This is a genomic window from Polaribacter sp., from assembly GCF_039939415.1.
In the GTDB taxonomy this organism is placed as follows: Bacteria; Bacteroidota; Bacteroidia; order Flavobacteriales; family Flavobacteriaceae; genus Polaribacter.
This window is the reverse complement of the sequence record NZ_JBDVJE010000011.1, coordinates 125,841-139,492: the sequence shown is the minus strand read 5'-3', so window position 1 is coordinate 139,492 and position 13,652 is coordinate 125,841. Positions and strand designations below refer to the sequence as shown.

The window sequence follows — 13,652 nt, the reverse complement described above, 5'->3', positions numbered from 1 at the left end:
AATATAAAGAAACTTACCAATTAATTCTGGCAAGAATAGGGAAGTGATCAGAATATTTTACTGAATATGAATTGAATTGATTTACATGAGCTTTATCGTCTGTTAAAATAAAATCGATTCTCATAGGAAAAGGATACTTAAATGTTTTTCCAAAACCTTTGCCTGCTTCAATAAATGCGTCTTTTTTGTTTTTAGAAATTTGGTTGTAAACCCAAGAGTAAGCAGTGTTATTAAAGTCTCCACAAACTATTTTTTTGCCTTTCCATTGTTGTTCATGTGCTAAAAATAATTCTGTTTGTACTGCTTGTTGTTTAAATCTATCTTTTAATATTTTTATTAATTTTTCAGAATTTTCTTGGCCAAAATTTTCCTTATCAGGAGAAATGTTTAAAGATTGTAGGTGTAAATTGTAAACTCTAATAGTGTCTTTGCCTTTAACTATATCTGCAAAAATTATATTATTAAAAGTGTTTTTTAGTTTTAATGAACCTTCATTAATAATTGGAAATTTCGAATAAATGGCCATTCCAAAACGACCTTTTGCGTATTTTTTTTCAATAAATTTATAAGGAAAATCTAATACATACTTGTTTAAGGACATGTTTTCTTGTATTGTTAAAACATCTGGATCATGATCTTTTACAAAAGAAGAAATTTTTTTTTCTATATTATCTTCTTCAATCCAGTTCCAATGATTAAACATTCTTACATTGTAACTTATTACTTTTAAGTCGGAATTTAGTGCTGTATTTTTTTTATATAATTTATAAAAAGGAGTTATTAAACCCCAACCAATTAATAAAACAATACCAGATAATAAAACCTGTTTTTTTAATTTAATTAACCAATAAGCTACAAAAGCAATATTTATTAATAATATAATAGGCACAAAGAGACTTAGAATTGCAAAAACCGGAATTGTATTAGGAGAAACATATGGTAATAAATAAGATAACAACAAAACTGTTGCTAATAGCGAGTTTATTAGGTATAAAAATTTATCTATGGGGGAGAGTTTCTTCATTATTATTTTCTTCCTTGTTTAAACAAAAAATCTTTTTCTGCTTTGGTTAAGGTGTCATAACCAGATTTACTTATTTTATCTAAAATAGTGTCTACTTGTTGTTGGTTTAAAGAAATGTTTTTACTTGTTTTAGATGTTTTTTTAGGCGATTTATATACCGTTTTTAAAGGTTTCTTTTTTGAAGAAAATAATGTTAAAATTTTATCCCAAATTTTAATTTCTTTATTTGCTGCTTGCCTTACATATAAAAAACCAAATAAAGCACCTCCTAAATGTGCAAAATGTCCACCAGCATTTCCTCCTGATAAAGCTAAAATATCTAATCCTATCCAAACGGCAGCTAAGTGCCATAGTTTTACAAAACCAATAAGTCTAAATTTTAATTGATAATTAGGTATGTAAGTTGCTATACCTATAAAGATTGCAGAAATTCCCGCAGAAGCTCCCACTAAAACAGTTGTTTGTCCTTCAAATAAAGGAAAATAACTCTGACTTAATATGAATAAAATTCCACCAGAAAGTGTTCCTAATACATAAAAAGTAAGTAATTGTTTTTGAGTAAAATATTCAATAAATAAATAACCTATAAAATATAAAGTTATTAAGTTTAATAGAATATGTAAAAAATCTGCGTGTAAAAAACCATAGCTAAAAATTGTCCAAGGTTTAGTAATTAGAGAAGAAAAACTATTGTCTAAAGAAAACCATTCTAAGATTAAGTTCATCTGATTTGGTTGTGGACCTTGAAAAAGGACAACCAAATGTGTAAGAAAATAAACACCTATATTTATGTAGATGAGCTTTTCTATTATGCTACCTTGTTTGTAACGTGATTTTATTTTGTCGATAAAACTCATTAATGCATTTTAAATTGATTTTTTTTCCAATACCAAGCTATTAAGAAACCTATTAAAGCTCCACCAATATGAGCAAAATGAGCAACATTTCCTACAGAGTATTTAGTCATTCCAAAGAATAAATCCCCCAATAGAATAAAAGGGATAAAATATTTTGCAGCAATTGGCACAGGAAAAAAGATTAAAGCTAGTTTTGCATCTTTAAAATACATTCCAAAAGCTACTAAAACTCCATATACAGCACCAGAAGCTCCAACTGCAGGTGTATGATATAAACTATAAAATTCAATCATTTTTTCATTAGACAGTGCTATTCTAGAGTCATTATAGCTACCAATGTTTAATATATTTTGAATATTTTCAGGAGTTAGTCCAAATCCAATTAATTGGTCATAAATACTACTAAATTGATAATAATTTGCAAGAGTGTAAATTAAACCCGCTCCAATTCCTGCAGAAAAATAGAAAAATACAAATTTCTTTTTACCCCACATTTGTTCTAAAGGTGTACCAAAAGCCCACAAACCATACATATTAAATAAGATATGACCAAAACTACCATGCATAAACATGTGAGTTATGTATTGCCATATTCCAAAATGTTCATTCTTTGGATAATGCAATGCTAGCATATTAGAAAAATCTAATTTTAAAAGTTGTGGTGCAACAAATACAATTACATTGATTATTATTAAATGCTTTATAGCATCTGTAAGTTTATTATTCATGTTTAACTATTAAATAAGTTATCTATTTCGTTTAAAGTTAATGTTTTAAAAGTAGGTTTGCCAAAAGGAGAAATTGTTGGTTCTTTACAAGAAAATAGATCGTTTACTAAACTTTCTTGTTCTTTTTCAGACAGTTGTGTGCCTGTTTTTATAGATAATGTTTTAGCAAATGATTTTGCCATAACATCAAAATAACTAAAACTAGCATCTGGTACTTCTAAATCTATATCACTTAATAACTCTTCTAAGATAATAGTTATTTTACTTTCTGTAACAGAAACTGGTATCCCTTTTATTGTAACACTGTCTTTAGTAAATTCATCAAAAGAAAAACCAGCATTTTCTAATTCGCTTTTTATGGTATAAATCATTTCTATTTCTGCGGATGAATAAGAAATTTTTACAGGGAATAATAATTGCTGACTATTGGCTTCTTTAACAGTAATACTTTCTAAAAAATCTTCATATAAAATTCTTTGATGAGCTAAAGATTGATTTATTAAAACTACACCAGATTTTATAGAACTTAACAAGTATTTGCGTTGAATTTGAAACGTTTTTTGTGTTTTTATTTCTTGCTGATTTTTAAATAATTCTTCTTGTTTTTCATCATCAGTAACTGCTACAGATGTATACAAAGACTCCCAACTTTCAGTTTGTTTTTGTGGAATATATGTTTTGCTTGCTAAGTTTTTAATATCTTCTTTAAAAGGATTAAAATCAGGATCAACAGAAATTTTTGGAGTAGATGAGGTTTTTGGTTTCGAATTATAATGATAAGGAGTATCTAAGTTAGCATCTCTATTAAAATCTAAAACAGGTGCAACATTATACTGCCCTAAACTATGTTTTACAGTAGCTCTTAACATGGCATATAAAGCCTTTTCATTATCAAACTTTATTTCTGTTTTTGTTGGATGAATGTTAATATCTATTGTATTTGCAGGTACTGTTAAGTATAAAAAATAGGAGGGATGTGAACCCTGTTCTAACAAACCGTCAAAAGCATTTACAACAGCATGATTAAGGTAAGAGCTCTTTATAAAACGATCATTTACAAAAAAAAATTGCTCTCCTCTTTTTCTTTTAGAAAATTCTGGTTTGGCAACAAAACCTTCAATTGTAAGAATATCTGTTTGCTCATCGATTGGTACTAATTTTTCATTCATTTTAGCACCAAAAACAGCCACAATTCGTTTTCTTAAATTACTACTTTTTAAATGATAAATTTCATTGTTGTTATGATGTAATAGAAAAGATATTGTTGGATGCGCTAAGGCAACTCTCTGAAATTCATCTATAATATGACGTGTTTCTACAGTATCTGATTTTAAGAAATTTCTTCTTGCAGGAATATTATAAAACAAGTTTTTTACAGCCAAACTTGTGCCTTTACTTGTAGAAACAAAATCTTGAGAAATTATTTTACTTCCCTCAATTTTTATTGAAGTTCCAAGTTCTTCGTTTTCTTGTTTTGTTTTTAACTCAACATGAGCAATTGCAGCAATAGATGCTAATGCTTCACCTCTAAATCCTTTTGTACAAAGATTAAATAAATCTTCTGCTTTTTGAATTTTTGACGTTGCATGACGCTCAAAAGACATTCTTGCATCTGTTGGGCTCATTCCTTTACCATCATCAATAACTTGAATTAAGGTTTTACCAGCGTCTTTTAGTAACAATTTAATGTTAGTAGCACCAGCATCAATTGCGTTTTCTAACAATTCTTTTACAACAGAAGCAGGTCTTTGTACGACTTCTCCTGCTGCAATTTGATTTGCAACATGATCTGGTAAAAGTTGAATAATATCAGACATTAATTTCTTTTAAAAATAGATAAATCGAAATCGATGATGAATAAAAAGAGAAGTACAAGAATAGAGATGATAATTAAAAGTGTTTTGTTTACGCTTTTATCTGAGTTTTTTAAATCATCTATAGCATCATTAAACTTTCCTTTTAAACTTTTATTTTTACCTGCAGTTTTTCTAAACTGATCTAGTTTGTGTTCTATTTTATAAGGATTTCCTTCTCCTTTATAAAAACGAGGTTGGTAATCAAATTTCTTGTTTGTACGTTTTAAAAATCCCATAGTTTTATAAATATTGGTTTGTAATGATTTTATTAAAATCAATTAGTATACCAAATGAATAAGTATTCCAAATTTACAGAATTAAACGGAATTCTTAAAAAAATGATGTTAAAAGAGTTCTTAATTTTATAAGTAAAAAATAAAAAAGTTAAAAACCAATACTTTCTGTAGAGGTATCAATATTTTTAATTGCAGCCATTTTTACAGCAGCAACAGCACATTCTATACCTTTATTACCAAGATTACCTCCAGATCTGTCTAGAGATTGTTGTTTTGTATTATCTGTTAATACACAAAAAATTACAGGAACATCATATTTAATATTTAAATCTACAATACCTTGTGTAACACCTTCACATACAAAATCGAAATGTTTAGTTTCTCCTTGTATAACGTTTCCTATGGCTATAATTGCATCCACTTGTTGAGATTCAATCATTTTTTTACAACCATAAACCAATTCAAAACTTCCAGGTACGTCCCAAGAAACAATGTTTTCTTTTGTTGCTCCGCAATCTATTAAAGTTTTAAATGCACCTTTATGTAAATTTTTAGTAATTTCAGGATTCCATTCTGAAACAACAATCCCAAATCGAAAAGATTTCGCATTTGGGATTGTTGCTTTATCGTAATATGATAAATTTGTAGTTGCCATTTTTTTTAGTATTCAGTTAACAGGTCTCAGTCTTCAGTCAGATATTTACTGCCAACTGCTACTGTTTTTTGCTGCTAACTATTTAGTTCGCGTATTTAGCAGCTGCTATAAATTTTTCGATATCTCTACCTTGGTCAGATGTAGAATAGTTTTCTTTAATTTTTGTAAATAATGATTCTGCTTTACTAAAATCTTTTACTTCTAATGCAATTTGTCCTGCTTTAAATAAATATAAAGGAGTTGTAAAATCATTATTCTTTTTGTTTGCTGCTTTTTCATAATAATCTAAAGCATCTTCTGGTTGGTTAATGTCTGCAAAAGCATCACCAATTGCACCAAGTGCAACAGGACCTAACATTTCATCATCAGAATTAAATTTACTTAAATATTCTATTGCTTTGTCATATTTCTTCATTTGTAGGTAAGAAACACCTGCATAATAGTTTGCTAGGTTTCCAGCATTTGTACCGCTAAATGCATCTGCAATATCTAAAAAACCGTATTTACCATCTGCACCTTCTAAACTTAAAGTTAATAAAGAATCGATTCCAGAACCTGCAGTTGCAGCTTCATCAAAATATTTTCTAGGAAAAGCTAATTCGTTAGAAGCTTCTGTTTCATTTGGCTCAACCACAAATTTATTATAACCTAAATAAGCTAAAAAGATAACAACAATAGCTATTAAAGCCATAAATAAAGGCTTACTATTTTTTTCAATCCATTGTTCAGATTTAGAAGCAGTTTCGTCTAAAGTGTTTAATACACCTGCTGTTTCAAATTCTGATTCATCGATTTGATTTTCTTGTTTTTTACCTTCTGCTTTATATTTCTTCTTGTATGTTGCCATATTTCCTTAAAAATTAGTGGCGACAAAAATAGTTTTTTTAATTGGATTTTAAAAGCGGATAATTCGCTAAATTTTCAATAATTTGCAAAACCTTTTTAAGAACAAAATCTAATAATGTATTTACAAAAAATTTCTTTAGTTAATTTTAAAAATATTGAATCGCAATCTTTTGATTTTCAGCAGAAAATAAATTGTTTTGTAGGAGACAATGGTATTGGAAAAACCAATGTTTTAGATGCAATTTATTATTTATCTTTTACAAAAAGTTACTTTAATTCGGTTGCAGGACAAAATATTAGACATGGTGAAGGTTTTTTTATGATAGAAGGTGACTACCTTTTAAATGATAGAAATGAGAAAATTGTTTGCAGTTTAAAAAAGGGGCAAAAGAAAGTTTTAAAACGTAATGGTAAAAATTATGAAAAATTTTCTGAACATATTGGGCAATTACCCTTAGTTATTATTTCACCTGCAGATAGAGATTTAGTTACAGAGGGTAGTGATACTAGAAGAAAGTTTATAGATGGTGTAATTTCTCAACAAAATAAAACGTATTTAAAAGATTTACTTTCTTATAACAAAGTATTATCTCAAAGAAATGCGTTATTAAAGTATTTTGCTGCCAATAGAACTTTTGATGCTTTAAACTTAAGTGTATATGATGAGCAATTATCTGAATACGGAAGTAGAATTTATGAAGTTAGAAAAGCTTTTTTAGAAGAATTTATTCCTATATTTAATGAGAAGTATCAAGTAATTTCTGGAGATAAAGAGCGTGTTAATTTAAACTATAAGAGTCAGTTGCATGATTTTTCTATCCAAGAGTTATTACAAGGTTCATTACAAAAAGATAAAATAATTCAATATACAACTTCAGGGATTCATAAAGATGATTTAAGTTTTCAAATAGGGGAGTATTCTATAAAAAAATTTGGTTCACAAGGGCAACAGAAATCCTATTTAATTGCTTTAAAACTGGCTCAATTTGAGTTTATAAAAAAGCAATCTAATGTTACTCCAATTTTATTATTAGATGATATTTTTGATAAGTTAGATGAAAATAGAGTTACTCAAATTATAGATTTGGTGAATCATGAAGAATTTGGTCAAATATTTATTACAGATACACATTCTGAAAGAACAGAAAATATTTTAAAACAAGGAAACAAAGAATATCAAATATTTAAGTTGTAATGGCAAAAAGAGAAAACGATTCATTTTCAATACAAGATTTAATGCAAACTTTTATTAAGGAAAATAACTTGAGTAAAGGAATGCAAAAGATGAAGGTTGAAGAAACTTGGATAAAAATGATGGGACCAGGTGTTGCGAATCATACAACTTCTGTTAAACTACAAAATAAGACTTTAGTAATACAATTGTCTTCGTCTGTTTTGCGTGAAGAATTAAGTTACGGAAAAGACAAGATTATTAAAATGATGAATGAAGAAATTGGAGATAATATAATTTCTAAATTGATGTTGGTTTAGATTTTAGAAAGATTAGCTAACTGAAGACTATTATGGGTCGTTTTAATGACTTAAAATGGCGTTAGCGAAGTTCTTTTTCTTTTAGAAACAAACTAAATTCAAAACCAAAAAACTCACAACTTTCGTTGTGAGTTTTTTAAACATATTTTTTTACTAAGAATTTCTAAAATTCTTAAAATTGTTCTCTACCAGAAAAGTGAAAGTTTCCTTCAATTTCTGCATTTTCATCAGAATCAGAACCATGTACAGCATTTTCTCCCATAGAAGTTGCATACATTTTTCTAATAGTACCTTCTGCAGCATCAACAGGATTTGTAGCACCAATTAAAGTTCTAAAATCTTCTACTGCATTGTCTTTTTCTAAAATTGCAGCTACTATTGGACCTCTTGTCATAAACTCTACCAATTCACCAAAAAACGGACGCTCATTATGCACAGCATAAAAAGTTTCAGCATCAGCTACTGTCATTTGAGTTTTCTTTAAAGCTACAATTCTAAAACCTGCAGCATTTATTTTTTCTAGAATAGCACCAGTATGTCCGTTTTCTACTGCATCTGGCTTAAGCATTGTAAATGTTCTATTTGTTGACATGTTATTTTTTTAAATTTTTGCAAAAGTACATTTTTTAATGTTAATTGCAAGTTATGGGTAAATTTGTGTAAATTCTTGAAGTAATAAATTATTTTCACCTCTCATTTGCATTGAGATTTCTTTTTTTTCAAAATCAAATTTTAACAATCCAAAACTTATTTCTGAAACTACATTCTGTATTCTGTATATGAGTGGGTTAATCCACTAGAAGTAAAATCAATTAAAGGGTAAGAAAGATTTTTAAACTTGATTTTAGAAAATTCAGAAATATGTCTATCGCCAGAAAGTAATAAGGTTCCTTTAGCTTTATTATTTATAATTGTGTTTTTTAATTTATCAATTTCATGAGGAAAATTAGCCCAAGTTTCAAAACCATGTTCGCCAGATAAAATTTGTATACTACTAACAATAATATTAAAATCTGCTTTAGAGTTATTTAATTCATTAGTTAACCAATTCCATTGTGTTTTTCCTAAAATAGAGCCTTTTCCATAAGGATTAGGTTTGTATCTTTTAGTAGATTCTGTATCATTAGTAAGGGCGGTTTTAAAATACCTAGTATCTAAAACAAATACTTTTATACTGCCTTTATTGGTTTTAAAAACTTTAGATTGATAGACTCCTTTTTGTTTACGTCTAGGGCTGTTTTTATCAACATTAAAAAAATCTAAAAAAATTTGTTGAGCTTCATCTTTTTTATGAAATTCTATTCCTCCGTCATTAATGCCATAATCATGATCATCCCAAGTAGCCATTACATGTATGTCTTTTACTAGATTAAGATACCCTTTTTGTTTTTTTAGTGTTTTATAATCATTTTTTAAGACCTCCATATTATCTGTATCAGAATAAATATTGTCTCCACCCCAAATCCATAAATTGGGATTATTTTTTTTAACTTCTTTCCAAAGTTTATTCTTAATATTTTGTTTATTACAAGATCCAAAAGCAATTGTAAAATCTATATTTTTATCGGTGTTAATTTTTTTTGATGAAGAGCAAGAAGTTATCAGTAGAAATAAAATAAAGAAACTTAGCCTTAGTACTATTTTCATAATCGATTTTTTTTTTTTTTTTTGTTTTACTACGAATGTAAATTAAAAAATATTTTAAACAATATTATTAAATTGTATATTCGCCACTTATGATTTTAAAAGCATTTAAAGAGTTAAAAAGCTTTCTTGATAAACCAAGAAATATTGTAGTTATTGGACATAGAAATCCAGATGGTGATGCTATGGGGTCTACATTGGCTTTAAAACAATATTTAGATAAAAAAGGGCATACAGCAACCGTTGTTGTGCCCAATGAATATCCAGATTTTTTACATTGGTTGCCAGGTTCTAAAACAACATATCGTTTTGATTGGCAAAACAAGCAATCTCAAAGAGCAATAAATAGTTCTGATATTATTTTTCTTTTAGATTTTAATGCTTTGCATAGAGTAGGGCATGATATGCAAAATACTTTAGAAAAATATCCCAACGATTTTGCTATGATAGATCATCATCAACAACCAGATGATGTAAAATATATGTATTCTGATGTTACAATTTGTTCTACTTGCCAAATGGTATATCAATTTATTGAAATGAATAATGATTTAGATTTAATTGATGCAGATATTGCTACTTGTTTATATACAGGTATCATGACAGATACAGGTTCTTTTAGATTTAGATCTACCACAAGTACTACACATAGAATTATTGCAGACTTAATTGATAAAGGTGCTCAAAATGATCAAATTCATAATAATGTTTATGATGCAAATTCATACAACAGGTTGTTGTTATTAGGTCAGGCATTAAGTAACTTACAGATATTACCAACTTATAAAACGGCTTATATAACCATAACTACAGAAGAAAAAAAACGTTTCGATTTTCAGAAAGGAGATACAGAAGGCATTGTAAATTATGCACTTTCTTTAAAAGGTATTATTTTTGCAGCAATTTTTATTGAAGATGCTGAGCAAGGAATTATAAAAATTTCTTTTAGATCTAAAGGGAAATTTTCAGTGAATCAGTTTTCTAGAAATCATTTTAATGGAGGAGGTCATGATAATGCTGCTGGTGGTAAATCTGATTTATCGATGACAGAAACAGTAACAAAATTTGTTACCTTATTACCAACATATAAAGAAGAATTAGAAAAGTCTTATGAAAATTAAAATTATAATTTTTATTAGTTTTATATGTTTTGGTTGTACTAAAATAAATCCTAGAAGACCTATAGAAGCAAAACCATCAACAACAATTTTAAAAGAAACAATTAAAGAGTCTATTAAATTAAATAAAGTAGAAGATACTAAAATTAGTAATTTAATAAAAAAAGATTCAATACATAATTACATTCTTTCTCCTAAAGGGTATTGGTATACATACAATACAAAAATAAATGAAAACACACCAACTCCAAAAACAGGAGACCTAGTTACTTTAGAATATAATTTATCTAATTTAAAAGGAGAAACAATTTATTCTAAAGAAATTTTAGGAGTTAAAAAATATAATGTAGATAAAGAAGACTTTATTTCTGCATTACAATCTGGAATAAAGTTGATGAAGGTAGGAGAAACCATTACATTTGTCATTCCATCTTACAATGCTTTTGGTATTTCTGGAGATGGAAATAAAATAGGAATTAATCAATCAATAATAAGTACAGTAACATTAATAAATATTAAATAAATAGAAAAATGAGAATTATAAAAAGTATTTTATCAATTGCAGTTGTAGCATCAATGGTTTCTTGTGGAAACCAAGTAAAAGAAGTTAAATCTTTAGAAACAGAAATAGATTCTGTTAGTTATGCTGCAGGTTTAAGTACAGGTATTAATATGAATAGACAATTTCAAAATGGCTTTGAAGAAGTCAATAAAGATGTTTTTATTCAAGGATTTAAAAATGGTATAGATTCGTTAAATTTTTTGATTGATGAAAAAGATACTCAAAAAATTATTCAAACTTATTTTAAAAAGAAGCAAGAAGAAAAAAAGAAAGCAGAATTAGCAAAAGCTGAAGTTTACAAGAAAGAAGGTGTTACTTTTTTAGAAGCTAATAAAGCTAAAGAAGGAGTTGTTACTACAGCAAGTGGTTTACAATATATTATTTTAAACAAAGGAAAAGGAAAAAAACCTACAACAACTTCTAGAGTAAAAGTACATTACCATGGTACATTATTAGACGGAACTGTTTTTGATAGTTCTGTAGATAAAGGAACTCCTGCAGAATTTGGAGTAACTCAAGTTATAAAAGGTTGGACAGAAGGTTTACAATTAATGAATGTTGGTTCTAAGTATAAATTCTTTATACCTCAAGAATTAGCTTATGGAGCAAATCCAAGACCAGGAGTTATCAAACCTTATATGGCTCTTGTTTTTGAAGTAGAATTATTAGAAATTAAAAAATAATTACTTAAATGAAAAATCTACTATACTTACTGTTTTTTACTACACTATTTGTTTCTTGTAAATCATCAGAAAAATATAAAAGTTTAAAAGACGGTTTATATGCTGAAATTACAACAAATAAAGGTGATATTTTAGTAGAGTTATATGCAGAAGATGCAAAAATGACAGTTGCAAACTTTGTTTCTTTAATTGAAGGTACAAATAGTAAGTTAGTAGATTCTTTAAAAGGAAAAAACTTCTATGAAGGTATTATTTTTCATAGAGTTGTTAATAATTTTGTTATACAAGGAGGTGGTTTTACAACAACAGGTAGAAAAAAACTCGGATATGTTTTTGGTGATGAATTTCCTAAGAAAAAAGACGGAGATTTAATGTACAGACATGATGATAAAGGTGTTCTTTCTATGGCAAATGGTGGGCCAACAACTAATAATAGTCAGTTTTTTATTACTCACAGAGCAATACCACACTTAGATGGTAAACATTCTGTATTTGGTAAAACTGTAATTAATTCAATTCAATTAAAAGAATTAAATTCTAAATTTAAAGATTCTTTGCTATTAAAAAAAGCAGTAGATTCTACTAGAATGGCTGTTGTTAATAATATAGTTCAAGGAGATACAATTATTTCGATGAATATTGTAAAGCTAGGTTCAAAAGCAGAAAATTTTAACGCAGCAAAAGTTTTTGATACTTATTTGGCTAAATTTTCAGATTCTGAAAAAGACCGTAAAAAAGCTGAAGCAGCAGCAGAAAAAGCAAGATATTCTAACTATTTAGTAGAAAAAGAAAAATTTTATGCCAAAATGGATGTTGCTAATTCTGTAAAAACCTCTTCTGGATTACAGATTTTAAAATTGAAAAAAACGAAAGGAGAAAAAGTAGTTGATCATAAACCATTAACAATTAATTATACACTTTATACTGCAGATGGTAAAAAAATTCAATCTACCACAGATACAAAAGGAAAACCATTTGTTTGCCAGTTAAATGACCAACAAAGACCTATGATTGCAGGTTTTAAAGAAGGAGTTTTAACGATGAATGAAGGAGAAAAGGTAAGGTTATTTATACCCTATTATTTAGGTTATGGAGAATCTAAATATGGACCTTTCCCAGCAAAATCTGATTTAGTTTTTGAAATAGAAGTATTAAAACAAGGAAAATAATTTGTTAGAAGATTTAATTCAATTTGATAAAAATATACTAATTTTCCTTAATAATTTAGGAAGTGAACAATGGGATCCAATTTGGTTAATTATTACAAACCAATTGTATTGGAGCCCATTGTTTATATTTATTTTTTATTTAACAATAAAAGCTTTTGGGTGGAAACGAGGAGGAGTTATGATTCTTTCTATGATTTTATTAGTTGCTTTTTCTGATCAATTTACTAATTTTATTAAAGATTATTTTGAAAGATTACGCCCAAATAACGATCCAGAAATTAAACATTTATTAAGAACTCTAATAGAACCACAAAGTTTTAGTTTTATGTCGGGTCATGCAACAACATCAACTTTCTTTTCAGTATTTGTTGTTTTACTTTTAAGAGCCAAATACAAATACATATACTTTATTTTATTTTGGCCTTTAATTTTTGCATACAGTAGATTGTATTTAGGGGTACATTTTCCAATTGATATACTAGTAGGGATAATAATAGGAATTACTTTTGCAAATATTTATGCTTTCTTATATAAAAAGTTAGATAAAAAACTGTTTACCTAGTTTTCTTATAATTCTAGTATATTTATTATTACAAGAGAAAGTGTTTAATAAATTAGCTACTTTCTTTATTATTCAATACTTTTTTTATAAATAAAAGTAGTAATCTAGTTTTACTTTTATAACCTTTAAGTCTTTTAGTATATTTATTTTGAATTATTAAAAAATAAACAACCGATTTAAAATGAAAAATGACGTTAAAAAGTAGATTTTAATTAAATTTG

At 27.4% G+C, this 13,652-nt stretch carries 16 protein-coding genes; 7 read left to right on the top strand and 9 right to left on the bottom strand.

Going from position 1 to position 13,652, the window contains the following annotated elements; all coding sequences use genetic code 11:
• Positions 1–13: 13 nt before the first annotated feature.
• From ABJG40_RS02100 to ABJG40_RS02070, 7 genes are all read right to left on the bottom strand, one after another.
• Entirely contained in the window at positions 14–1,024 is a 1,011-nt protein-coding gene (locus ABJG40_RS02100) for an endonuclease/exonuclease/phosphatase family protein (protein ID WP_348022929.1), read from the bottom strand.
• Positions 1,025–1,026: 2 nt separating this feature from the next.
• On the bottom strand, positions 1,027–1,881 hold the full coding sequence (locus tag ABJG40_RS02095; protein ID WP_348022928.1) for a rhomboid family intramembrane serine protease: 855 nt from the start codon (positions 1,879–1,881) through the stop codon (positions 1,027–1,029).
• On the bottom strand, positions 1,881–2,609 hold the full coding sequence (locus ABJG40_RS02090) for a rhomboid family intramembrane serine protease (RefSeq protein ID WP_348022927.1): 729 nt from the start codon (positions 2,607–2,609) through the stop codon (positions 1,881–1,883). Before ABJG40_RS02090 ends, ABJG40_RS02095 begins: the two co-directional genes overlap by 1 nt.
• Before the next feature lie 2 nt (positions 2,610–2,611).
• Positions 2,612–4,426, bottom strand: coding sequence for a DNA mismatch repair endonuclease MutL (mutL, locus tag ABJG40_RS02085; RefSeq protein ID WP_348022926.1), 1,815 nt, complete (start codon positions 4,424–4,426; stop codon positions 2,612–2,614).
• Entirely contained in the window at positions 4,426–4,701 is a 276-nt protein-coding gene (locus tag ABJG40_RS02080; protein ID WP_348022925.1) for a riboflavin synthase subunit beta, read from the bottom strand. Before ABJG40_RS02080 ends, mutL begins: the two co-directional genes overlap by 1 nt.
• A 148-nt stretch (positions 4,702–4,849) precedes the next feature.
• Entirely contained in the window at positions 4,850–5,356 is a 507-nt protein-coding gene (gene ribH / locus ABJG40_RS02075) for a 6,7-dimethyl-8-ribityllumazine synthase (protein WP_348022924.1), read from the bottom strand.
• An 82-nt stretch (positions 5,357–5,438) separates the two neighbouring features.
• Positions 5,439–6,203, bottom strand: coding sequence for a tetratricopeptide repeat protein (locus tag ABJG40_RS02070; protein WP_348022923.1), 765 nt, complete (start codon positions 6,201–6,203; stop codon positions 5,439–5,441).
• Positions 6,204–6,317: 114 nt separating this feature from the next.
• Here ABJG40_RS02070 and ABJG40_RS02065 point away from each other — a divergent pair, with 114 nt between their 5' ends.
• Together ABJG40_RS02065 and ABJG40_RS02060 are read left to right on the top strand one after the other, a co-directional pair.
• On the top strand, positions 6,318–7,397 hold the full coding sequence (locus tag ABJG40_RS02065; RefSeq protein WP_348022922.1) for a DNA replication/repair protein RecF: 1,080 nt from the start codon (positions 6,318–6,320) through the stop codon (positions 7,395–7,397).
• The gene (locus tag ABJG40_RS02060; RefSeq protein WP_348022921.1) at positions 7,397–7,693 is read left to right on the top strand and encodes a DUF721 domain-containing protein; all 297 of its coding nucleotides are present in this window, start codon (positions 7,397–7,399) and stop codon (positions 7,691–7,693) included. Before ABJG40_RS02065 ends, ABJG40_RS02060 begins: the two co-directional genes overlap by 1 nt.
• A 172-nt stretch (positions 7,694–7,865) precedes the next feature.
• Here ABJG40_RS02060 and ABJG40_RS02055 read toward each other — a convergent pair whose 3' ends face one another.
• Both ABJG40_RS02055 and ABJG40_RS02050 read right to left on the bottom strand, forming a co-directional pair.
• Complete coding sequence (locus tag ABJG40_RS02055; RefSeq protein WP_348022920.1) at positions 7,866–8,285, bottom strand: nucleoside-diphosphate kinase; 420 nt, start codon at positions 8,283–8,285, stop codon at positions 7,866–7,868.
• A 167-nt stretch (positions 8,286–8,452) separates the two neighbouring features.
• Positions 8,453–9,340, bottom strand: coding sequence for an alkaline phosphatase D family protein (locus tag ABJG40_RS02050; RefSeq protein ID WP_348022919.1), 888 nt, complete (start codon positions 9,338–9,340; stop codon positions 8,453–8,455).
• 89 nt (positions 9,341–9,429) lie between these two features.
• Between ABJG40_RS02050 and ABJG40_RS02045 the strand changes: the two genes are divergently transcribed.
• From ABJG40_RS02045 to ABJG40_RS02025, 5 genes are read left to right on the top strand one after another with little or no spacing between them, the layout of a single operon-like run.
• Positions 9,430–10,458 carry a bifunctional oligoribonuclease/PAP phosphatase NrnA gene (locus ABJG40_RS02045; protein ID WP_348022918.1) on the top strand — a complete coding sequence of 343 codons (1,029 nt, stop codon included), beginning with the start codon at positions 9,430–9,432 and terminating at the stop codon, positions 10,456–10,458.
• Positions 10,448–10,978, top strand: a complete 531-nt coding sequence (gene gldI / locus ABJG40_RS02040) for a gliding motility-associated peptidyl-prolyl isomerase GldI (RefSeq protein ID WP_348022917.1) — start codon at positions 10,448–10,450, stop codon at positions 10,976–10,978. Before ABJG40_RS02045 ends, gldI begins: the two co-directional genes overlap by 11 nt.
• A gap of 8 nt (positions 10,979–10,986) precedes the next feature.
• Positions 10,987–11,700, top strand: coding sequence for an FKBP-type peptidyl-prolyl cis-trans isomerase (locus ABJG40_RS02035; protein ID WP_348022916.1), 714 nt, complete (start codon positions 10,987–10,989; stop codon positions 11,698–11,700).
• 8 nt (positions 11,701–11,708) lie between these two features.
• On the top strand, positions 11,709–12,869 hold the full coding sequence (locus tag ABJG40_RS02030; protein ID WP_348022915.1) for a peptidylprolyl isomerase: 1,161 nt from the start codon (positions 11,709–11,711) through the stop codon (positions 12,867–12,869).
• Between the two features lies 1 nt (position 12,870).
• Positions 12,871–13,431 carry a phosphatase PAP2 family protein gene (locus ABJG40_RS02025; protein WP_348022914.1) on the top strand — a complete coding sequence of 187 codons (561 nt, stop codon included), beginning with the start codon at positions 12,871–12,873 and terminating at the stop codon, positions 13,429–13,431.
• Positions 13,432–13,652: the final 221 nt, after the last annotated feature.

Coding starts and splice junctions, on each gene's coding strand:
- ABJG40_RS02100 (WP_348022929.1), bottom strand. CDS start 1,024: ATGAAGAAACTCTCCCCCATAGATAAATTTTTATACCTAATAAACTCG.
- ABJG40_RS02095 (WP_348022928.1), bottom strand. CDS start 1,881: ATGAGTTTTATCGACAAAATAAAATCACGTTACAAACAAGGTAGCATA.
- ABJG40_RS02090 (WP_348022927.1), bottom strand. CDS start 2,609: ATGAATAATAAACTTACAGATGCTATAAAGCATTTAATAATAATCAAT.
- mutL (WP_348022926.1), bottom strand. CDS start 4,426: ATGTCTGATATTATTCAACTTTTACCAGATCATGTTGCAAATCAAATT.
- ABJG40_RS02080 (WP_348022925.1), bottom strand. CDS start 4,701: ATGGGATTTTTAAAACGTACAAACAAGAAATTTGATTACCAACCTCGT.
- ribH (WP_348022924.1), bottom strand. CDS start 5,356: ATGGCAACTACAAATTTATCATATTACGATAAAGCAACAATCCCAAAT.
- ABJG40_RS02070 (WP_348022923.1), bottom strand. CDS start 6,203: ATGGCAACATACAAGAAGAAATATAAAGCAGAAGGTAAAAAACAAGAA.
- ABJG40_RS02065 (WP_348022922.1), top strand. CDS start 6,318: ATGTATTTACAAAAAATTTCTTTAGTTAATTTTAAAAATATTGAATCG.
- ABJG40_RS02060 (WP_348022921.1), top strand. CDS start 7,397: ATGGCAAAAAGAGAAAACGATTCATTTTCAATACAAGATTTAATGCAA.
- ABJG40_RS02055 (WP_348022920.1), bottom strand. CDS start 8,285: ATGTCAACAAATAGAACATTTACAATGCTTAAGCCAGATGCAGTAGAA.
- ABJG40_RS02050 (WP_348022919.1), bottom strand. CDS start 9,340: ATGAAAATAGTACTAAGGCTAAGTTTCTTTATTTTATTTCTACTGATA.
- ABJG40_RS02045 (WP_348022918.1), top strand. CDS start 9,430: ATGATTTTAAAAGCATTTAAAGAGTTAAAAAGCTTTCTTGATAAACCA.
- gldI (WP_348022917.1), top strand. CDS start 10,448: ATGAAAATTAAAATTATAATTTTTATTAGTTTTATATGTTTTGGTTGT.
- ABJG40_RS02035 (WP_348022916.1), top strand. CDS start 10,987: ATGAGAATTATAAAAAGTATTTTATCAATTGCAGTTGTAGCATCAATG.
- ABJG40_RS02030 (WP_348022915.1), top strand. CDS start 11,709: ATGAAAAATCTACTATACTTACTGTTTTTTACTACACTATTTGTTTCT.